Origin of the sequence: uncultured Acidovorax sp. (assembly GCF_964021665.1) — a bacterium.
Taxonomy (GTDB): Bacteria; Pseudomonadota; Gammaproteobacteria; order Burkholderiales; family Burkholderiaceae_C; genus Acidovorax; species Acidovorax temperans.
Window position 1 is genome coordinate 12,390 of the sequence record NZ_CAXIAK010000020.1, and the last position, 20,473, is coordinate 32,862.

Consider the following 20,473-nt stretch of genomic DNA (forward strand, 5'->3'; position numbering starts at 1 on the left):
CAAACACGCTGGAGCAAGGAGAAAAGGCGAAGAACGGCATGGGCTCCAGAGAGAAAACAGGACGGTGTGAAGGGAGAGCCGCCGGGCAGGCGGCGCGCAACCCGTAAAATCTGCGCAAATTTTAGTCTGCTGCGCACGCTGGTCCGTGCCTTCTTCGCCATGAGCAACTCTGCCGCTACCCCTACCCCCCTGTCCTACAAAGACGCTGGCGTTGACATCGACGCTGGCGACGCACTCGTCGAGCGCATCAAGCCACTGGCCAAGAAAACCATGCGCGAAGGCGTGCTGGCAGGCATTGGCGGCTTTGGCGCCCTGTTTGAAGTGCCCAAGCGCTACAAGGAACCCGTGCTGGTGAGCGGCACTGACGGCGTGGGCACCAAGCTCAAGCTGGCGTTTGAATGGAACATGCACGACACCGTGGGCATCGACCTGGTGGCCATGAGCGTGAACGATGTGCTGGTGCAAGGCGCCGAGCCCCTGTTCTTCCTCGACTACTTTGCCTGCGGCAAGCTGGATGTGGACACCGCCGCTGCCGTGGTGGGCGGCATTGCCAAGGGCTGCGAACTGTCGGGTTGTGCACTGATTGGCGGTGAAACCGCTGAAATGCCCGGCATGTACCCCGCAGGTGAATACGACCTGGCCGGCTTTGCCGTGGGCGCAGTCGAAAAGTCCAAGATCCTGACTGGTCAGAACGTCGCCCCTGGCGATGTGGTGCTGGGCCTGGCCAGCCACGGCGTGCATTCCAACGGCTTCAGCCTGGTGCGCAAGTGCATTGAACGTGCCGAAGCCGCTGGTACCGTGCCCGCCACACTGGACGGCAAGCCCTTCAAGCAAGCCATCATGGAACCCACCCGCCTGTACGTGAAGAACGTGCTGGCCGCGCTGGCCGCACACCCCATCAAGGCACTGGCCCACATCACCGGTGGCGGCCTGCTGGAAAACATTCCCCGCGTGCTGCCCGAAGGCACTGCCGCCCACCTGAAGAAGGGCAGCTGGCCCCAGACCGAGCTGTTTGCCTGGCTGCAAAAGACCGCAGGCATTGACGACATCGAGATGAACCGCACGTTCAACAACGGCATCGGCATGGTGGTGGTGGTAGACGCCGCCAACGCCGAAGCCACGGCCGCCACGCTGCGTGCCGCGGGCGAGCAGGTGTACACCATTGGCGCGATTGCACAGCGCGGCGAAGGTGCCGCAGTGGTCGTCGCCTAACCCCGCACTGCTCCACCACCACGCGCATGGCGCAGCACCAGCCCCCTGCCCTCTCGCCCGAGCCGCCCCCGGCGGCGCTCACCACCTACACCTCCGCCCCACCGCCTCTTCGGCCGGTGAGGTCGGGTGTGGTGCTGGCCAGCTATCTGCTGATGGGAGGCGCACTCTTGTTGGTGATGTGGCGCGGGCTGCTGCCCGGCCTGCTGTGCGTATGCCTGGGCTTTTTGCTCACCCGCGCGCTGACTGCGTGGATCGCTGCGGGTACGCGGCGCCTGCCCGGCGCGCAGCGCAACCGCCCAGCGGCTGATGCGCCACCCAGGTCTGCCCAGGTCGTAGCCGCTGCCGTGATCATGCTCATGCCCCTGGCGCTGCTGGCCGCCGGGCTGACGCATTCGCGTGGTTACCTGGTTGATGCGCCTCAGCAATACCGCGAATTGCTCACCTACATGGCCCGCACGGTGCTGGAATTGCGCCTGAAGCTGCCGGCCGACATGGCGGCCCATCTGCCCGAGGGCGCCGCAGAAATCCAGCGCATCATCGCCAACTACCTGGGCGCCAAGGCAGGCGCACTGGCCATGGCAGGGCGTGCATGGCTGGGCAGTGTGCTGTTTGCCTATGTGGGCTTGCTGATTGGCTCACTGGCCGCCGTGCGCACGACCAAGGCAGGCCTGGGGCCTTTGGCCCAGCAATTGGCCCAGCGCATCACCCTGTTTGGCGAGGCATTCCGGCAGATCGTGGCGGCGCAGTTCTGGATTGCTGCCTTCAACACCTTGCTCACGACCTTGTTTCTGCTGTTCATTTTGCCGATGTGGGACATGGCCCTGCCCTACACGCCGGTGCTCATCACGCTGACCTTTGTGGCGGGCCTGGTACCCATCGTGGGCAACCTGCTGTGCAATGTGGTGATGACCATCGTGGGCTTGTCGGTGTCGCCCCTGGCGGCTGCGGCTTGCCTGGGCTTTCTCATCCTGATCCACAAGGCCGAATACGTCATCAACGCCAAGGTGGTAGGCCAGCGCACGCAGATGGGTGTGTGGGAGTTGCTGAGCGTGATGTTCGTGGCCGAGGCCGTCTTTGGCCCGGCGGGACTGGTGGCAGCGCCACTGTTTTACGCCTACCTCAAGAAGGAACTGGTCGCCGCGCGACTGGTGTGACCCTGGGTCGCCACCTTTGAAGCGCGACCCGCGCCTGTAGGTGTTCTCGCGCTTGCGCAGCTCTGTCGGGATAAACCCTGAAGAACGGGGTCAATGTCAGCACATTGCAAACCTCAAACACTAAAATCTGCGCGCACCAGCACAATTTGCAACTTTTAGTAAAAAGGTTGGGATTTTGCACCTCTCCTTTCACTTCAGGCGCGCCCCATGACCATTGCAAGAAAACTGGCACTTCAAGTGCTGTTCGCCCTTTTGGGCATGGGGGTGATGACGGCCTGGTTCCTGGTTTCCGAACGCAAGCTGATCCTTGAAGAGCGACAAACCGGTGTGCGCCAGGTGGTCGAGGTGGCTCATGGCATTGCCGTGCATTTCCACACGCTGAGCACCAAGGGCGCCATGCCCGACGAAGAAGCCCGGCAGCGCGCAGCAGCGGCCATGCAAGCGCTGCGCTACAGCGGCAATGAATACATCTGGATCAACGACATGCATCCCCGCATGGTGATGCACCCCGTCAGGCCCGAACTGAATGGGCAGGATCTTTCTGCCAACAAAGACCCCAACGGCCAGCCGCTGTTCATGGAATTTGTGCGCATCGTCAAGACCCAAGGCGCCGGTTTTGTGCCCTACATGTGGCCCAAGGCTGGCAGTGATATTCCGGTGGAGAAGACCTCCTACGTCAAAGGCTTTGAGCCCTGGGGCTGGGTGATTGGTTCAGGCGTCTACATCGACACCGTGAACGCCGCCATCTGGAAACGCGCCATGGGCTTTGGTGCCGTAGCACTGGCGCTGGGTGCAGCGCTGCTGGTGGTGGGCACCCTGATCTCGCGCAACCTGCTGCGCCAGTTGGGTGGCGAGCCCGACTATGCGCGCCACATCGCGCGCAGCATTGCCCAGGGTGACCTGGCCGTGGCGGTGAAGACCCGTCCCGGCGATGAATCCAGCCTGATGCTGGACATACAGGCCATGCGCGACAGCCTGCACCGCATCGTGCAGCGGGTGCGCAGCGGCACCGAGCACATCGCCAGCGCCTCGCAACAGATCGCGGCGGGCAACAGCAACCTGTCGGGCCGCACCGAATCGCAAGCCAGTGCCCTGGAGCAAACCGCCGCGTCGATGGAGGAAATGACCTCCAACGTCAAACAGAACGCCGACAACGCACGCCAGGCCAGCAGGTTGGCGAAGTCTGCCTCCGACGTGGCGCGCCAGGGGGGCGCTGCGGTGGAAAAGGTCGTGCAGACCATGGACTCGATTGAAGCGTCGTCGCGCAAGGTCGCAGACATCACAGGCGTGATTGAAGGCATTGCCTTTCAGACCAACATCCTCGCGCTGAATGCGGCGGTGGAAGCAGCCCGCGCCGGTGAACAAGGCCGGGGCTTTGCGGTGGTGGCGACCGAAGTCCGCAGCCTGGCCCAGCGCTCCTCCGAAGCGGCCAAAGAAATCAAGGCCCTGATCGGTAATTCCGCCGAACAGGTCAAGGCCGGCACGCAACTGGCTCAGGAAGCCGGCACCACCATGCAGGCGGTGGTGAACAGCGTGCTGCAGGTGTCGTCCGTGATCGAAGAAATCAGCCAGGCCAGCCGCGAGCAGACCGACGGCATCGAGCAGATCAACCAGGCCGTGGCACAGATGGACCAGGGCACGCAGCAGAACGCCGCGCTGGTGGAAGAAGCCGCAGCGGCTGCCGCAGCCTTGCAGCAGCACGCGCAAGAACTGACGCAGGTGGTGGCGACTTTCCATCTGGACGAATCCCACCAGGCCCCAGCTGCACGCTCGGCCGGCACGGCACCGCTGCGACTGACCTGAGCGGCCTTCGTACACGCCAGCCATCAAAAATGATAGCTACCAGCGCTTGATGCGTAAGCGCTAGCGGCCATTTTCTTCAAATTTTCTTGAACTGCCTTGCCACAAAAGCCCAGATCAGGGCGGATGCATCCGGCCCCGCCGGATCGCTGTAAGGCCAACGGGAAGCCCCGCCGCTCCAGGCGTGGTCCAGCCCGGCAATTTCGCGCAACGACACGGCCAACTGGCCGCGCAGCTTGAAGTCCACCGCCCGCATCGGATACCGCTGCCCGCGCGCCACGGTGCGCTCTGCCGTGGCACGGGCGCCCGACGCCTGGGCCCAGAGCAGTGCTGTGGCCGTGGCGTTGCGCACGGACACCACGCGGTCGGCATCGCCATGCAGCACCAGCAGGGGCGGCAGGCGCAATCCCTGGGGGGCAGCGGGCAACCCTGTGTCGGTCATGGCGGCTGGCAGCGCGGGCCATGCATCAGGCAATTGCGCATCACGGGTGCCGCGCATGGCGGCCAAGGCGTTGGCGGCCGATTCGGCCGTACCCGGTGCCACCCCCGAATGCATGGCCATGGCGCAGAACCGCGTGGGGGACAGCGCCGCGAGCAGCGCAGCCATGCTGGCACCCGCCGACAGGCCCGCCACGGCCACACGTGACAGGTCCACGGAGTGCCGCCGCGCCACCTGGTCCACGGCGGCGAGGACCGTGGCCGCCTCGGCATCGGCCTTGCCGCTGCGGCGCTCGTACCAGTTCCAGCAGCCCTGGGGGTTGGCCATGCGCTCTTGCTCCGGGTAGAGCACCAGAAAGCGCTTGCGCGTTGCAATGCGGTTCATGCGCGAGATGGCGGCCAGGTCACTTCCCGTCTGGCGGCACCCATGCAGCATGACCAGCAGCGCAAAAGTCTCGCCCGGTGCGGCCACCAGCCCCGGCGGCACAAACAGGTGAAAGCGCCGCGCACCCGCAGGGCCGGGAGCCACGCCAGCAATCCATTGCTCGGAAGGGTTGGCCAGTGGGGCCCGCTGGGGTGCAGGCTTGGCTGCCACCTTGCGCTGCGGCCGGGCCTGCGCTGAAACGGCTTTTTTCCGAGGCACCGGCTGGGTTGCACGCACCAGCGCCGCAAGGTTGCGCTGGTAGGCGCGGGTCCAGCTGGCCAGGGAAAAAAGACGGGGTTTGCGGGGCATGGAGGAAGGGAAAATTGAAGGCGGGGTGACATGCATCACCAAGGGAAAACCCTTACCACCTTAACAGGAGTGAAGCTCCACGGGGCGGGATGCTTTCCCCCAGCCTCCGTGAGACAAACACCTACGAAGGCGGAAACCACTGGAAAAAGCCCCCAACGGTGCCGGACACAGCCCCATTCCGGTTGCGCTTGAGCGAAGGCAGGCACAGCCTGCAGACTGGGTCGGGGTCCATGATCGGCCGAAGACAAATACAGACAGCCCCATCAGTTTGAAGTGTTTTGGCCTCTAGCGCTTACTGGACAAGCGCTAGCAGCTATCAACCCTATAGCAAACACCACCCAAGCTGAGAGGGCTTCAGCGCCTGCAGCACTCAATACACCTCAGGCACGTACATCGACGCCGGTACAGGCTGGCGGAAATACTCGGGGTTGCGCACCCGGTCGGGCAGCACCACGGGGTCGTGGGGCACTTCCTGGTAAGGCAGCTGGCTCAGCAGGTGGTGAATGCAGTTGAGGCGCGCCTTTTTCTTGTCCACCGCCTGCACCACCCACCAGGGGGCTTCGGGGATGTGGGTGCGCTCCAGCATGGTTTCCTTGGCCTTGGTGTAGGCCTCCCAGCGCACGCGGCTTTCCAGGTCCATGGGGCTGAGCTTCCACTGCTTGAGGGGATCATGGATGCGCCCCAGAAAGCGCAGGTGCTGCTCTTCATCGGTGATGGAGAACCAGTATTTGACGAGCTTGATACCCGAGCGCACCAGCATCTTTTCAAATTCGGGCACGGTGCGGAAAAATTCTTCGTACTCGTCGTCCGAGCAAAAGCCCATCACCCGCTCCACACCCGCACGGTTGTACCAGCTGCGGTCAAACAGCACGATCTCGCCAGCCGCTGGCAGGTGCGCCACATAGCGCTGAAAGTACCACTGCGTGCGCTCGCGGTCGTTGGGCGCAGGCAGTGCGGCCACACGCGCCACCCGTGGGTTCAGCCGCTGGGTGATGCGTTTGATCACCCCGCCCTTGCCTGCCGCATCGCGGCCCTCAAACAGAATCACCACCTTCTGGCGGCTGTGCTGCACCCAGTCCTGCAGCTTGACGAGCTCGCCCTGCAGGCGAAACAGCTCTTTGAAGTAGCGCTGGCGCTCCAGCTTGTCGGTGGCCACCAGGTCACCCGCCTCATCCACGTTGCGGTCTTCAATCTCCAGCTCCAACTCTTCGTCGTAGCTGTCCATCAAGTCATTGGCGATGCGCTGCATCAGGTCCTGGGCGTCGAACGGTGTGTTCTGGAGCATGGCTGTGAAACGGTGCAAAAAGGTGCGCCCATGCTGCCCTGCTTTGGTGACAACACCGTGACAGCCACCAAACGGTCATCAAACCGTCATGCTCGCAGCGCACGATGGCAGGCCGCCCTCCTGCCCGGGCCCTTGTACCTTCTGCCTACCCATTTCATGACAGTCCACTCTGCAGGCACGCTGCCGCACCACAGCTACGGCGGCGACTCGGCAGGTCTGGTGTGCGGCTACCTCATGCAGGGCAGCACGCCTGCCTTGCCGCTGGACAGCACCGCAGCTGCGCACTGGCTGCATGCCCATGGCAACCCCACCACGCCAGCAGGCCAGGGGTCGGTGCAGCGGCCCGACGCCGCCCCCTTCGTGTGGTTGCATTTCAACCTGGCCCACGCCCAGGCCCTGCGCTGGATACAGCGGCACGCCCAGTTGCCCGATGCGTTTTTTGAGGCACTCAAAGAGGGCTCGCACTCCACCCGCATCGAACGCGACGACGATGCCCTGGTGGGTGTGCTCAACGACGCACATTTCGACTTCGCCTTCGAGCCCTTTGACATTGCCACGCTGTGGATTTGCGTGCTGCCCCACGTGGTCATCACCGCGCGCGCCCACCCGCTGCGGTCGGTGGACGCCCTGCGCACGGCCGTGCGGCAGGGCTACACGCCGCGCTCCAGCGTGGCGCTGCTGGAGCAGCTGATGCGCACCCAGGCCGCCGGGCTGGTGGACATCGTGCGCGGCGTCACCCAGCGCATCGACGGCATTGAGGATGAATTGCTGGCGGGCCGGCTCAACCACAAGCGGGCCCGGCTGGGCGTGCTGCGGCGGTTGCTGGTGCGACTGCAGCGGCTGCTGGCCCCCGAGCCTGCAGCCTTGTTCCGCCTGCTGCAGCACCCACCCACCTGGATGGGCGCCGACGATGTGCAGGAGCTGCGCGATTCCACCGAAGAGTTCTCGGTGGTGCTGCGCGACATGCAGGGCCTGCAAGAGCGCATCAAGCTGCTGCAGGAAGAACTGGCGGCCAGTGTGCAGGAGGCCAACAGCCGCAGCCTGTTCGTGCTGACCGTGGTCACCGTGCTGGCGCTGCCCATCAACATCCTTGCGGGCTTGCTGGGCATGAATGTGGGCGGTATCCCGCTGGCCGACAGCGAACATGGCTTTTGGGTCATCGTGGGCATCCTCGTCGTGTTCACAGCGGTGGCGGGCTGGCTGGCCCTGCGCGGCACGCGGGACAACTGAGCCTTGCCAGACAGCAAGCACGGCGCAACTACAATGCCGCCCCTGCCTTGAAGACCCGGCCACGCGCCCACACACCATGAACATCGTTGTCAACGAAGAACTCAAAGCCTACATCGACCCCCTGACCCCGGAAGAACACGATGCGCTGGAGCGCAGCATTCTGGCCGAGGGTTGTCGCGATGCCCTGGTGCTGTGGGGTGATGTGCTGGTGGACGGCCACAACCGCTACGGCATTTGCCAAAAGCACGGCCTGCCCTTCCAAACAGTGCAGAACACGCGCTTTCAATCGATGGAAGATGTGCACCTGTGGATGATTGACCAGCACCTGGGCCGCCGCAGCGTGTCTGACTTTCAGCGTGGCGTGCTGGCGCTGCGCAAGCGCGAGATCGTGGCGGAGCGCCGTGCACGCGCGGCAGCTGCCTTTGTGGCGGGCAATGCGCAAGCAGAAACGCAGCCTGAAGAAAGCTCTGCAACCGCCGCCCCTGCGGCGGCCAGCGTGGCGCCCCCCGAAGACCTGAGCAGCCGCGAAGCCATTGCGCGCGCGGCCCGCCTGAGCAGTAGCCAGGTGGTCATGATTGAAAAAATCCAGAAGCAGGCAGCGCCTGAGCTGGTGGCGGCGGTGAAGTCCGGCACCATCTCGCTCAATGCAGCCGCCGCCGTGGCCACCCTGCCGGCTGAAGAACAGGTGGCGGCCGCCACCGCAGGCAAAGACGAGCTCAAACAAGCCGCCAAGCGCGTGCGCGAAGCCAAGCGCAAAACCCGCGAAGAAGCCGCCCCAAAAAATGCAGATGAGGCCCCGCAGCCGACTGAAGGCGCCCACACCGATGAGCTGCCAGCCTTGCGCGCGCGCGTGGCCGAGCTGACGGCCGAAAACGAGGCCCTGCGCCAGCAACTGGCCCAGTTGCGCGCACAACTCTCGGCAGAAGACGGCCAGCCGTTTTAAAGGGCGCTAGGCGCCAATCTTTTGGGTTAACCCAGCGAACGCCGCAGGGCGTTCAAACGCTCGGCCACCATGTCGGCATCCAGCCCGTCTTCGGCGTGGGCCAGGTAGGTTTCCAGGTCTTGCACCGCTTCCTTGACGTTGCCCAGTTCGGCATGGGCCAGGCCACGGTCCCGCCGCTCACCCCACGCCTGGGGTGAGAGCACCACCAAGCGGTCCAGCACCGCCGTCAGGCGCTGCCAGTCCTGCTGCGAGCGGTGCACTTCCTTGAGGTTGCGCAGCATGCGGGCAATGATGTCGCGCGGCGTGGCGGCCTGCAAATACAGGCCCAGCGGCACGTCATAGTCATCCACCAGCTCGCTCTGGCGCTTGTAAGGCTCCAGCCGCTCGGAGAGGTCTTCACGGCTGAGCGACTGGCCCGTGGTCGGGTCCATCACCACCTGCCCCTTGGGCAGCAGCACCTTCACCATGAAGTGGCCCGGAAAACCCACCCCGCGCACATGCAGACCCAGCCCCTGGGCCAGCTCCATCCACAGCACCGCCAGGCTGATGGGAATGCCCCGGCGCGTGCGCAGCACCGCATTCAGGTAGCTGTTGTCGGGGTCGTAGTAATTGTTGACGTTGCCTGCAAAGCCCAGGTCAGAATAAAAGAACTGGTTGAGCATATGCAACCGCTGCAGCGACGGGGCATCGCTGGCCAGGCGCCGGCGGATGCGGGCCTGCATCTGGTCCACATCGCCCAGCAGTTGCTGCACATCCAACTCCGGGTACTCGTCCTGCGCGATGCTGGCGGCGGCTTCGAGCAGCGGAAAGTGCTCGTCGCTTTGCACCAGGCAAGCGAAATACTCCAGGGACGAAGGAACGGTATAGCTCAGGGACATGGCAGATTTTTAGGTGGGGGCCGCAGGGCAGTCAAGGCGCAAAACCGGGGGCTTTACCCCGGTGTTACCGCCACTGCGCCGCGTGCAAAGAACGCTCAGCGGCGCAGCATCTGCCGCAGCTTGAGCCCTGCGGCCCACAGGGCACCGAAATACACCACCGCCGCAGCCATCATCAGGGCGAGCAACAGCAGCACCCGCTGGCCGCTGTGGGCGCGCAGGGCCACCCAGTCAAAGTAATGCGAGCCCCAGGCCAGCAGCACTGCCAGCAACGCACTGGCCGCCACCACCTGCAAGGCAAAGCGCGACCAGCCCGGCTGGGGCTGGTAGCTGCCGCGCCGCACCAGCCCGATCAACAGCCACAGCGCGTTGACCAGAGCCCCCAGGCCAATCGACAGGGCCAGCCCCGCGTGGTCGATGAGCGGCACCAGTACAGCATTCAGGATCTGGGTGATGACCAACACCACGATGGCAATCTTGACCGGGGTGCGCACATCCTGGCTGGCGTAGTAGCCGGGCGCCAGCACCTTGATGGCCACCAGGCCCAGCAAGCCCGCCCCGTAGCCAGCCAACGCCACGGCAATCTGCCCCACATCGGTGTCTGCCAGCTTGCCGTAGTGGAACAAGGTGGCCACCAGGGGTTTGGCAAAAGTGAGCAACGCCACGGCACAGGGCACGGCCAGCAGCACCACTATGCGCAAACCCCAATCCAACATGGCCGAGTATTTCTGCGCATCCCCCGCCGCTTTGGCGGCAGTGAGCTGGGGGGTGAGCACCACGCCCAGGGCAACCCCAAGCAAGGCCGTGGGGAATTCCATCAGCCGATCGGCATAAAACAACCAGGTGACGCTGCCGGGCGCCAGGTAAGAAGCAATCTGCGTGTTGATCATCAGGGACACCTGCGCCACCCCCACGCCCAGCAGAATGGGCGCCATCAACGTCAACACCCGACGCACGCCCGGCTCAGCCCAGGCCGCGCGCAGGGCACCCCAGGTCACCCCAATGCGGGGCATGAGTCCCATGCGAAGCAGCACCGGGATTTGAACCCCCAGTTGCAGCACGCCCCCCAGCATCACCCCACCCGCCATGGCGTAGATGGGCTCGATGCCGCGCGCCTCCAGCTGGGGCGCCCCCAGCCAGGCCGCGCCAATCATGGAAAGGTTGAGCAACACGGGCGAGGCGGCGGGCACGGCAAAGTGCTTCCAGGTGTTGAGAATGCCGGCGGCCAGCGCCACCATGGACATGAAGCCGATGTAGGGAAACATCCACCGCGTCATCAACACGGCAGCGTCAAAAGCCTCGGGGGTTTGGCGCATGCCGCTGGCCAGGGCCCACACCAGCGCAGGCGCCCCCAGCACACCCAGCGTGCAAGTCAACAGCAGCGTCCAGGCCAGGGCGGTGGCCACCGCAGCGATCAGCCGGTGCGTGGCCTCCTCGCCTTCTTTGGTTTTGGTGGTTGCCAGCACGGGCACAAAGGCTTGCGCAAATGCACCCTCGGCAAACAGGCGGCGAAACAGGTTGGGAATGCGGAAAGCGACGTTGAAGGCGTCCGTGAGGGCGCTGGCGCCAAACATGGACGCCATCAAAAGGTCGCGCACCAGGCCCGTCACGCGGGAGGCCAGGGTCAGCAGGGATACGGTGGAGGCGGCTTTGAACAGAGACACCGCCGGGAGTGTATTCGCAGCGCACGGCCCCGCCTGGGCGGCTGTGGGGTTGTTTCACGCCCTTACCTGAAACATCCGGGCGGATGCAGCGCCGCGCAGGGCCCATATGCCCGGCGAGCAGATGCCCGGAATGGGCCCGCTGGCGAAAAGCCCCGCCCTTCTCAGCCAGTGGGCTATAATCGTCGGCTTTGCTGACATCATCCTCAGACTCAAGGAACTAAATCATGGCATCCGCTAAACCAAAGAAAAAGAACCCACGCCTGGCGTCGGGCCGTAAGCGCGTCCGTCAGGACGTCAAGATCAACGCAGCCAACACATCGCTGCGTTCCAAATACCGCACTGCCGTCAAGAACGTCGAAAAGGCTGTTCTGGCTGGCGACAAGGTGAAGGCTGCTGAAGCTTTTGCCAAGGCACAAAGCGTGGTGGATACCGTTGCCGACAAGGGCATCTTCCACAAGAACAAGGCAGCTCGCGATAAGAGCCGCCTGGCAGCCAAGGTGAAAGCCCTGGCACTGGCCGCCTGACCCACTTCAGGCAAACAGCACGGGTAGTGCAAACTGCCCGCCGTTTGTAACGGGTGCGCTGTCAGCAAAACATCAAAACCGCCTTCGGGCGGTTTTTTTGTGCCCGCTTGGTTTTCAGGTGCGGCGCAAACCATCTTCTTGGCACATCTGGCGGATCCCTATGCCTTGCATGCCGCCTTCATGGCCCCCACCTGCGGCGCGAGCAGGCGTAAAAAAAGGCCAGTCAGGCCTTGGGGGGGGGAGCGTCGGGTAGCAAACAGGCCTCAGCGACTTGCAAGTTGTTGTCCCTTGCGAAGTTGATCACAAAGTCCCAGGCCATGGGCTCGTGGTTTTGCAAGTCGCGGTGGACCACCACACATTTCACGCCGTTGAGGGTGGTGGGAATGCACCAGGGCGAATAGCTCAGGTGGCTGCCCGGCCGCGAGCCACCAGGGCGAAACTGGCTCATGACGCCCGCCAAGCGCTCGGCCCAATCGCTGGGTCGAAAGGTTTTCCCGTCGTGGGTAACGCCTTGGATGAAGACTTCTTTGGTGGAGGGGGAAACCATCGCGGTCGGTTGGGTAAGTGGCAGCTCACCGCAGGGTTGCTACAGCCATCCATTCTAACTCTTATATAAGAGCTAACCCGGTACTCCTGCAGCCCAGGCGGGTAACGCATCGCAGTGATGCGCAATTGTCAATGGCCAGCCACGGCACTCCCCCTAGAATCGTGCTTCGCTTTTCGGGTGAAACACCCTGTTCGCAGGCCACAAGCCCAACCTTTTTCTGCACCGTCTGGAGATCTCTGCATGACCGCTTTCATCGAGGCAGCCTCGCCCCACGTAATGAACACCTATGGCCGCGTACCCATCGCGCTGGCCCGAGGCCAGGGCTGCCGAGTCTGGGACGTCAATGGCAAGGAATACCTGGACGCGCTGGGCGGCATTGCCGTGAACACGCTGGGGCACAACCACCCCAAGCTGGTGCCTGCACTGCAAGACCAGCTCACCAAGCTCATCCACACCTCCAACTACTACCACTCGCCGCTGCAAGAAGCGCTGGCTGCCAAGCTGGTGGAACGCTCTGGCATGACCAACGTGTTCTTCTGCAACTCGGGGCTGGAAGCCAACGAGGCGGCCATCAAGATTGCACGCAAGTACGGCGTGGACAAGGGCATCGCCAAGCCCGAGATCGTGGTCTACGAAAAGGCCTTCCACGGCCGCTCCATCGCCACCATGTCGGCTACCGGCAACCCCAAAATCTACAGCGGCTTTGGCCCGCTGGTCGAGGGCTTCATCCGCGTGCCACTGAACGACATCGAGGCCATCAAGCAGCGCACCGAGGGCAACCCCAACGTGGTGGCGGTGTTCTTTGAAACCATCCAGGGCGAAGGCGGTGTGAACCCCACCCGCGTCGAATACCTGCAGCAGTTGCGTGCCCTGTGCGACGAGCGCGGCTGGCTGATGATGATTGACGAAGTGCAGTGCGGCATGGGCCGCACCGGCAAGTGGTTTGCCCACCAGTGGGCAGGCATCGTGCCCGACGTGATGCCCCTGGCCAAGGGCCTGGGCTCTGGCGTGCCGATTGGCGCCGTGGTGGCGGGCCCCAAGGCCGCCAACGTGCTGCAGCCGGGCAACCACGGCACCACCTTTGGTGGCAACCAGTTGGCCATGCGCGCAGGCAACGAGACCATCCGCATCATGGAAGAAGAAGGCTTGCTGGAGAACGCAGCCACCGTGGGCGCACACCTGAAGGCGGCCTTGGAGCGTGAGCTGGGCAGCCTGCCCGGCGTGAAGGAAATTCGTGGCCAGGGCCTGATGCTGGGCATTGAACTGAACAAGCCCTGCGGCGCCCTCACCGGCCGCGCCGCTGAAGCAGGCCTGCTGATCAGCGTGACGGCGGACAGCGTCATCCGCCTGGTGCCCTCGCTGATCCTCACCGTGGCTGAAGCCGACGAAATCGTCGCCAAGCTCACCCCTCTGGTCAAAGCCATCCTGGCCGAATAAACCTTGCAGGGCGCGCCACGGCGTGCCCTTTTTTGCCATGAAACATTACCTGCAGTTCACCGACCTCACCGCTGACGAATACGCCTACCTGTTCGAGCGCGCAGCCATCATCAAGAAGAAGTTCAAGTCGTACGAAAAGTACCACCCGCTGGCCGACCGCACCCTGGCCATGATTTTTGAAAAGGCCAGCACCCGCACCCGCGTGAGCTTTGAAGCGGGCATGTACCAGCTGGGCGGCAGTGTGGTGCACCTGACCACGGGCGACAGCCAGCTGGGCCGCGCCGAGCCAATTGAAGACAGCGCCAAGGTCATCAGCCGCATGACCGATCTGGTGATGATCCGCACATTCGAGCAAACCAAGATCGAGCGCTTTGCCGCCCATTCGCGCGTGCCCGTCATCAACGGGCTGACCAACGAATACCACCCCTGCCAGATCCTGGCCGACATCTTCACCTACATCGAACACCGTGGCTCCATCGCAGGCAAGACGGTGGCCTGGGTGGGCGACGGTAACAACATGGCCAACACCTGGGTGCAGGCCGCTGCACTGCTGGGCTTCAAGGTGAACGTGAGCACACCGCGTGGCTACGAAATTGATGAGAAATTGGCCTCTGGCGCCCAAGGGGTAAGCGCCAGCAGCTATCAGTTCTATAGCAACCCGCTCGAAGCCTGCAAGGGCGCCGACCTGGTCACCACCGACGTGTGGACCAGCATGGGCTACGAAGCCGAGAACGAGGCCCGCAAGAAGGCCTTTGCCGACTGGTGCGTGGACGCCGAAATGATGGCCGCCGCCCAGCCTGACGCCCTTTTCATGCACTGCCTGCCCGCGCACCGTGGCGAAGAGGTGGAGGCCGAAGTGATCGACGGCCCGCAATCGGTGGTGTGGGACGAAGCAGAAAACAGGATGCACGTGCAGAAGGCACTCATGGAGTACCTGCTGCTCGGCCGCGTGGCATGAAATGCAACGCGGTGGCGCGCCAGCGCCGGCAGACTGTTTCGGCGCAGGCTCATGTCCGCCATGCGGACGTGAAGCAGCCGCAGGCTGCGGGCCGAAGCCAGAATCGGATGCACGTGCAGAAGGCACTCATGGAGTACCTTCTGCTCGGCCGCGTGGCATAACGCCAAAGCGGCATGTTCGACCGCAGCACGGTAAACACCGACGCGCTGCTCACCCAATGGGCAGTCCTGGGCACGGCCCTGGGCTGCCCCGCCAATCCGTGGATGCAAGAAGGCCAGCGCCTGCTGCGCAGCTGGCAGCGTTGGCCCCGGGCGTACCACAATGCATCGCACCTGCAGGCCTGCCTGGGCCACTGGCAGACGGTGCAAAACGAACTGCCCGGCGCGCTGGAGCAACCCCATGCCGTAGCGCTGGCCCTGTGGTTTCATGACGCGGTGTATTGGCCCTGGAGTGCCCACAACGAGCTACGCAGCGCGCAGTGGGCATCGCGCTTTCTCAACGGCCAGCACGTGCCACCCAGCCTGGTTTCAACCGTTCACGCACACATCATGGCCACATGCCACAACTCGGGCGCGCTGCAAGGCGACGCCACCTGGGTCGTGGACATCGACCTGGCCGTGCTGGGCCAAAGCGATGCGGTGTACCGCCAGTTTGAGCGCAACGTGCGCAAGGAGTATTTCTTTGTGCGCTGGCCGCGCTACGTAGCGGGGCGCAGCGCAGTGCTGCAAGGCTTTCTGGACAGGCCGCGCATCTATCACGACGAGTGGTTTTTCTACCGCTATGAATCGCAGGCCCGCGCCAATCTGCGCCAAGCACTGGCAGCATTGCAGCAAGGCCAGTTGTACGCCTGACACGGCGCACGCATCGACAAACGCCCCCCACCATCAGGCAGACAGCGCCAACGCGTTGCACAGGGCGCTTGCGGCCGCTCAGCCCGAACGGCGGCTGAACAGGCGCAAGGGCCGCCCATTCAGATCAGAACCGCTCCTGGCGCTCTGCGGCGTGCACCGTCGCGCGGGGTGCTGCAGACGACGAACACCCGCCGCAACTGCTGCAACCGCCGCCCCCGCCACCACCACAGCCTGCGCTCTGCCCCATGGCCGGGTGCACCCGGCCCAGCTTTTTACGCAGCCCGGCGGGCAGCCAGCGCCACAGCATGTAAGCGGCGGCCAGCGCCACGATCAAACCGGTGATCCATTGTTGCCACATCACGCGCCACCTCCCAGGGCCAAAGTGATTCGGTAGGTCACAAAACTGGCGGCATACGCCAAGCCAAACAGGTAGGCCACCATCAGCAGCGGGTAGCGCCAGCTGTTCGTCTCGCGCCGCACGGCGGCGATGGTGGAGATGCACTGCGGCGCAAACACAAACCACACCAGCAGCGACAGCGCCGTGGCCAATGACCAGTTCTGCGCAATCAGCGGCGCGAGCTGGCTGGCCACTTCGTCCCCCGTGGCCGACAGCGCATACACCGTGCCCAGCGCACCCACGGCCACCTCGCGCGCCGCCATGCCGGGCACCAGGGCGATGGCGATCTGCCAGTTGAAACCGATGGGCGCCACCAGCACCTCCAGCAGGCGGCCCAACTGGCCTGCAAAACTGTAGGTGATGGCCGCCCCGGTGGCCCCTTCGGGCGGGGCGGGGTAGGTGGACAGGAACCACAGCAGCACCGTCACCGCCAGAATGATGCCGCCCACGCGCTTGATGAAAATCACCGCCCGCTCGTACAGACCATGCGCCAGGCTGCGCAGGCTGGGCCAGCGGTAAGCGGGCAATTCCATCAGCAACTGCGGGGGCCGCTGGTCAGACCGGGCCAGCTTGGCAACGCCCGCCACGGCCATGGCACTGGCAATACCGCCCCCATACAGCGCAAACAACACCAGGCCCTGCAGATTGAACAGGCCCGCCACGGTGCGCTCGGGGATGAAGGCGCCAATCAGCAGCGCATACACCGGCAAGCGGGCCGAGCAGGTCATGAGCGGCGCGATCATGATGGTGACCAGCCGATCACGCCAGTGGGTGATGGAACGCGTAGCCATCACGCCCGGCACGGCGCAGGCAAAGCTCGACAGCAGTGGAATGAACGAACGGCCCGACAGCCCCACGGTACCCATCACGCGGTCCAGCAAGAAGGCGGCACGCGGCAGGTAGCCCGAGTCTTCCAGCGCCAGGATGAACAGGAACAGTGTGAGGATTTGCGGCAGGAACACCAGCACCCCGCCCGCGCCGGCCACGATGCCGTCCACCAGCAGGCTGCGCAGCGGGCCATCGGCCATGTGCTGCTGGATGAAGGCAGATGTCCATTCCACGCCTGCGTTGATCCATTCGGTAGGCACAGAAGCCCAGGTGAATACCGCCTGGAACATCAAAAACAACGTGGCCAGCAGCAGCAACATGCCCCACACGGGGTGCAGCACCACGGCGTCGATGCGGTCATCCACACGCAGACTGGCTGCAGGGGCCCGCACGGCCAGTTCCATCAGCCGGTGCACCTGCTGATGGGTGCGAATGACCTGGGTCTGAGCGTCCAGCGGCGAGGCATCCAGCGCCACCGCCTCCTGGGCGGCTACCACCGGGGCCTTCAGGGCCTGCGCGGCGGGCGAATCCAGCCAGGCCAGCAATTCCTGCGCGCCATCGCCGCGCACACCCACCGTGGCCAGCACGGGCATCCCCAGCTCACGGGCCAACACCTCACGGTCAATCTGAATGCCCCGGCGCTCGGCCATGTCGCTCATGTTCAGCACCAGCACCATGGGCAGGCCCAAGGCCCGGGCCTCCAGCACCAGGCGCAGGTTCAGGCGCAGGTGGGTGGCATCGGTCACGCACACCAGCAAGTCGGGCAGCGGCTCGCCGGGGCGGCGGCCACGCACGATGTCACGGGTGATGGCTTCATCCAGGCTGTGCGCGTGCAGGCTGTAGGCACCGGGTAAATCCAGCACGCGCACCTTGCGGCCACTGGCCGTGTGCAGCGTGTCCTCTTTACGCTCTACCGTCACACCGGCGTAATTGGCCACCTTCTGGCGCGCACCGGTCAGCAGGTTGAACAGCGCCGTCTTGCCGCAATTGGGGTTGCCCAGCAAAGCCACACGCAGGAAATCTGCCTTGGGCGACACGCCCCCAGCGTTCCGTACCGCGCTCATGACTGCCCCTGCGTCTGAACCTGCACCATCGCTGCCTCTTGGTGCCGCAGCGCAAAAGTGGCCTGCCCCACCCGCACGGCCAAGGGGTCACCCCCCCAAGCGCCCCGCGCCAGCACTTGCACGGTTTCGCCGGGCACAAAGCCAATTTCCAGCAAACGCAGCAAAGTGCTGTGCTCACGCCCATCACGCGCCGGCACCAGCCCGGTCACCAGCGCGGGCGTGCGCACTTTCAGTCCATCCAGGCCCGAAGCCGCTGACGAAGACGCCGAGGCCACGGCCAATGTGGCGGCCAGCGCGCTGGGGTACAGGGCGGCGGCGCTCTCGTGCATGGTTTTCATGGGGATCAGCCTTTTCGCAAATGAGTTTAGTTCTCATTTTATAAATGGAGTTCCACCGTCAATTGATTCAAATCAGAGTGCTTCAGAAAGGCAGAGCGCTGCGATCAAACGCAGAAGCTGGGGTCTGAGCACCTGCTCACAATCCTTTTTGAGTTGCACAAGTGTCTTGCCGGGCACCCCTTGCCCGAAGGGTTGGCGTGAAATCTCCAAAAAACCATGCACAGATTCTGAGGATCAAGGCCGCGCCTGGAACCACCTTGCAGCGCCCAGGCAGGGAATTGCACCATGCCGAATTCTGAACTCTGGTTGCTGTCAATCGGTCGGCAAAATCAAACGACCTTGACCAGGCTTCTGAATCCATCTCAGCACCTCGCAGCCCATTTCACAGCCGGCCCTCTTGCAATCGGGTCGTGCGCTTTTTGACAGCGCCTGCATAAACCACACGGCCCGCATCGCGGTACTGCAACTCATCGCCCACGCGCACCACATCAAAGCAGACCGGGGACTCCTTGCTGACCTCGGGCAGCAGCAGGCACAGTTGGTTGTTCTGCGCGGTCCAGCGTCCACTGCGTGTGCGGCCGTTCTCTGAACGCTCCAGGCGCCCATCCAGAAAGTAGTCATGCCCCCAATGGCGCCCGTCGGAGACATGGTGCCCACCCACGGTGGAGCGAATCTGCGCCGTGGTCAGTTTGCTTTCTGGGGACGCCGCGCAAACGAAGGGCATGAGCACCCCGCACAGGAAATGCGCATACAACCCCCTTGTGAAGCGGCGGGGCCGCCACGCGATTGCTTGCTTCATGCCGCCATGCTCGGGGGCCAGTGGTGGGTTTCTGCCTGGCAGGATTGGCACCACGCATACAGCGCGTCGTACATCACCATGCCATGCATCAGCATCTCGTGGTCATCGTTGAAGGTCTTGGACAGGCCGAGCGACAGCGCGTACAGGCCCGCAGACTGCGGCGCCAGATCCAACCTGGAGGTGTCTGCGCCCCGCACGATCACAGCCAGTTCCTGCAAGGCGGGGTCGGTGAGGCCGTACTTCTTGAGAAAGGCGTCGAAGCTGCAGAAGTCGCCGTCATGGGTCATTTCGACACCTGGTACGTCGTACGGGATCGCTCCTGTGTCTTGCGCGACTTGAAGCACGGTGGCCGCAGGCACATAGAGGAATTCCGGCTCTTTGTCGATGAACCGGGCAATCAGCCAGGGGCAGGCGATGCGGTCGATCTTGGGGCGCTCACGGGTGACCCATTTCATGCGGCACCTCCTGGTGTTTGCAGCGGCAGGCCAGCGGCCTGCCAGGCCTCGATGCCACCGACGATGTAGCGCGCATCCATGCCCCGTGCCCGCAGCGCCAGGACGGTGGAGCGGCCAATGTCCTTGCCGCGCAGGCAGTACAGCAGCACCGGCTTTGATGCATCGAGCTCCTGGCTCCACTCATGCACGCGCGACGGGTCGCGCCAGGATGCACCGGCAATGACCTGCGGGCTCTGTACATAGTCCTCCTCGCGCCGCACATCCAGCGCGCCCGGCGCACCAGCCAATGCACCGCCCGTGTCGATGCCAAACGCCAACGCATCCGCCTCGACAGCAGCGCCGTAACGCTTGTAGACCTTGTCCCACTGGATGTTGGCCATGAAAGCATCCACATAGGCGCCCGCCTTGGCGCCGAAATCCATGTGGTATGCGTGTTCGTACATGTCCAGCGCCAGTACCGGGCTGGCGCCCGCAAGGAGGTGCGTGTGGTCGGTGGCCCAGTGGTTGATGAGTCGGCTTTCACGGGAAGACCAGGACAGCAGTGCCCATCCCGATCCACCGCCCATGGCCTTGGCCAGCCCCATGAACTGGCTGCGCCAGGCCTCGACAGAGCCAAAGTCGCGCGTGAGCGCAATGGACAACCCGCAGGAAGGCAGCACGCCGTTACCCCCCCAGGTTGTCGAAGTACAACTCGTGCAGGAAGGCCGAGTTGGCGGCGATCAACTCTTCGCGCTTGAGGCCATTGATGGTGAAAGTTGCTGCAGCGTTCCAGTCCAGCGCCGCAAGCTCGCCGCGCAGGGCGTTCAGGCGCTTGACGGCACCCGCGTAGTTGTTTTCGTGGTGACTGGTGATGAGGCGGCTCGACAAACCAGAGAGCTGATCGGGGTTCAGAGTCAGGGGGCGGATTTGGTAGTTCATGCAGTTCTCCTTCAGATGGTTCG

The 20,473-nt window shown here is 64.1% G+C and carries 21 protein-coding genes; 9 read left to right on the forward strand and 12 right to left on the reverse strand.

Annotated elements, in window-relative coordinates; genetic code table 11:
* Positions 1 to 159: 159 nt before the first annotated feature.
* From purM to AADJ04_RS06525, 3 genes are all read left to right on the forward strand, one after another.
* Positions 160 to 1,212 (forward strand): phosphoribosylformylglycinamidine cyclo-ligase, encoded by a 1,053-nt coding sequence (gene purM, locus AADJ04_RS06515; protein ID WP_341239119.1) that lies wholly within the window; start codon positions 160 to 162, stop codon positions 1,210 to 1,212.
* Between the two features lie 26 nt (positions 1,213 to 1,238).
* Positions 1,239 to 2,366 carry an AI-2E family transporter gene (locus AADJ04_RS06520; RefSeq protein ID WP_341239120.1) on the forward strand — a complete coding sequence of 376 codons (1,128 nt, stop codon included), beginning with the start codon at positions 1,239 to 1,241 and terminating at the stop codon, positions 2,364 to 2,366.
* A gap of 207 nt (positions 2,367 to 2,573) precedes the next feature.
* Positions 2,574 to 4,169, forward strand: a complete 1,596-nt coding sequence (locus tag AADJ04_RS06525) for a methyl-accepting chemotaxis protein (protein ID WP_341239121.1) — start codon at positions 2,574 to 2,576, stop codon at positions 4,167 to 4,169.
* 76 nt (positions 4,170 to 4,245) lie between these two features.
* On the opposite strand, the gene AADJ04_RS06530 is transcribed toward AADJ04_RS06525, so the two are convergent.
* Positions 4,246 to 5,337: a PHB depolymerase family esterase gene (locus tag AADJ04_RS06530; protein WP_341239122.1), complete on the reverse strand. Its 1,092-nt coding sequence runs from the start codon at positions 5,335 to 5,337 to the stop codon at positions 4,246 to 4,248.
* A 370-nt stretch (positions 5,338 to 5,707) separates the two neighbouring features.
* Positions 5,708 to 6,622 (reverse strand): polyphosphate kinase 2, encoded by a 915-nt coding sequence (ppk2, locus tag AADJ04_RS06535; RefSeq protein ID WP_341239123.1) that lies wholly within the window; start codon positions 6,620 to 6,622, stop codon positions 5,708 to 5,710.
* 156 nt (positions 6,623 to 6,778) lie between these two features.
* On the opposite strand from ppk2, the gene AADJ04_RS06540 reads away from it, so the two are divergent.
* Both AADJ04_RS06540 and AADJ04_RS06545 read left to right on the forward strand, forming a co-directional pair.
* On the forward strand, positions 6,779 to 7,852 hold the full coding sequence (locus AADJ04_RS06540; RefSeq protein ID WP_341239124.1) for a transporter: 1,074 nt from the start codon (positions 6,779 to 6,781) through the stop codon (positions 7,850 to 7,852).
* Between the two features lie 76 nt (positions 7,853 to 7,928).
* Positions 7,929 to 8,795 (forward strand): plasmid replication/partition related protein, encoded by an 867-nt coding sequence (locus tag AADJ04_RS06545; protein ID WP_198847089.1) that lies wholly within the window; start codon positions 7,929 to 7,931, stop codon positions 8,793 to 8,795.
* Positions 8,796 to 8,821: 26 nt separating this feature from the next.
* Here AADJ04_RS06545 and AADJ04_RS06550 read toward each other — a convergent pair whose 3' ends face one another.
* Complete coding sequence (locus AADJ04_RS06550; protein WP_044398148.1) at positions 8,822 to 9,673, reverse strand: tetratricopeptide repeat protein; 852 nt, start codon at positions 9,671 to 9,673, stop codon at positions 8,822 to 8,824.
* 95 nt (positions 9,674 to 9,768) lie between these two features.
* Positions 9,769 to 11,334, reverse strand: a complete 1,566-nt coding sequence (gene murJ / locus AADJ04_RS06555) for a murein biosynthesis integral membrane protein MurJ (RefSeq protein ID WP_341239125.1) — start codon at positions 11,332 to 11,334, stop codon at positions 9,769 to 9,771.
* Positions 11,335 to 11,558: 224 nt separating this feature from the next.
* On the opposite strand from murJ, the gene rpsT reads away from it, so the two are divergent.
* Positions 11,559 to 11,858, forward strand: coding sequence for a 30S ribosomal protein S20 (rpsT, locus tag AADJ04_RS06560; protein WP_044398144.1), 300 nt, complete (start codon positions 11,559 to 11,561; stop codon positions 11,856 to 11,858).
* 223 nt (positions 11,859 to 12,081) lie between these two features.
* Here rpsT and AADJ04_RS06565 read toward each other — a convergent pair whose 3' ends face one another.
* Complete coding sequence (locus tag AADJ04_RS06565) at positions 12,082 to 12,405, reverse strand: DUF3579 domain-containing protein (protein ID WP_066693411.1); 324 nt, start codon at positions 12,403 to 12,405, stop codon at positions 12,082 to 12,084.
* A 240-nt stretch (positions 12,406 to 12,645) separates the two neighbouring features.
* On the opposite strand from AADJ04_RS06565, the gene AADJ04_RS06570 reads away from it, so the two are divergent.
* The 3 genes from AADJ04_RS06570 (at position 12,646) to AADJ04_RS06580 (ending at position 15,651) form a co-directional block, all read left to right on the forward strand.
* A complete protein-coding gene (locus AADJ04_RS06570; protein ID WP_207375239.1) occupies positions 12,646 to 13,842 on the forward strand; it encodes an aspartate aminotransferase family protein in 1,197 nt (398 codons plus the stop codon).
* Between the two features lie 37 nt (positions 13,843 to 13,879).
* Entirely contained in the window at positions 13,880 to 14,800 is a 921-nt protein-coding gene (argF, locus tag AADJ04_RS06575; RefSeq protein WP_198847093.1) for an ornithine carbamoyltransferase, read from the forward strand.
* A gap of 173 nt (positions 14,801 to 14,973) precedes the next feature.
* Positions 14,974 to 15,651 carry a hypothetical protein gene (locus AADJ04_RS06580; RefSeq protein WP_207375240.1) on the forward strand — a complete coding sequence of 226 codons (678 nt, stop codon included), beginning with the start codon at positions 14,974 to 14,976 and terminating at the stop codon, positions 15,649 to 15,651.
* Positions 15,652 to 15,775: 124 nt separating this feature from the next.
* Here the strand turns inward: AADJ04_RS06580 and AADJ04_RS06585 are convergent, their stop codons facing one another.
* The 7 genes from AADJ04_RS06585 to AADJ04_RS06615 form a co-directional block, all read right to left on the reverse strand.
* Complete coding sequence (locus tag AADJ04_RS06585) at positions 15,776 to 16,009, reverse strand: hypothetical protein (protein ID WP_207375241.1); 234 nt, start codon at positions 16,007 to 16,009, stop codon at positions 15,776 to 15,778.
* Entirely contained in the window at positions 16,009 to 17,940 is a 1,932-nt protein-coding gene (locus AADJ04_RS06590; RefSeq protein WP_341239126.1) for a ferrous iron transporter B, read from the reverse strand. The genes AADJ04_RS06585 and AADJ04_RS06590 overlap by 1 nt, the downstream gene beginning before the upstream one ends.
* Positions 17,937 to 18,278, reverse strand: coding sequence for a FeoA family protein (locus AADJ04_RS06595; RefSeq protein WP_341239127.1), 342 nt, complete (start codon positions 18,276 to 18,278; stop codon positions 17,937 to 17,939). The genes AADJ04_RS06590 and AADJ04_RS06595 overlap by 4 nt, the downstream gene beginning before the upstream one ends.
* Positions 18,279 to 18,660: 382 nt before the next feature.
* Positions 18,661 to 19,077, reverse strand: coding sequence for a hypothetical protein (locus tag AADJ04_RS06600; RefSeq protein WP_242638383.1), 417 nt, complete (start codon positions 19,075 to 19,077; stop codon positions 18,661 to 18,663).
* Positions 19,074 to 19,532, reverse strand: a complete 459-nt coding sequence (locus AADJ04_RS06605) for a chromate resistance protein ChrB domain-containing protein (RefSeq protein WP_207375607.1) — start codon at positions 19,530 to 19,532, stop codon at positions 19,074 to 19,076. The genes AADJ04_RS06600 and AADJ04_RS06605 overlap by 4 nt, the downstream gene beginning before the upstream one ends.
* Positions 19,529 to 20,191 (reverse strand): Fe-Mn family superoxide dismutase, encoded by a 663-nt coding sequence (locus tag AADJ04_RS06610; protein WP_341239128.1) that lies wholly within the window; start codon positions 20,189 to 20,191, stop codon positions 19,529 to 19,531. Before AADJ04_RS06610 ends, AADJ04_RS06605 begins: the two co-directional genes overlap by 4 nt.
* A gap of 4 nt (positions 20,192 to 20,195) precedes the next feature.
* Entirely contained in the window at positions 20,196 to 20,450 is a 255-nt protein-coding gene (locus AADJ04_RS06615; RefSeq protein ID WP_341239129.1) for a hypothetical protein, read from the reverse strand.
* Positions 20,451 to 20,473: the final 23 nt, after the last annotated feature.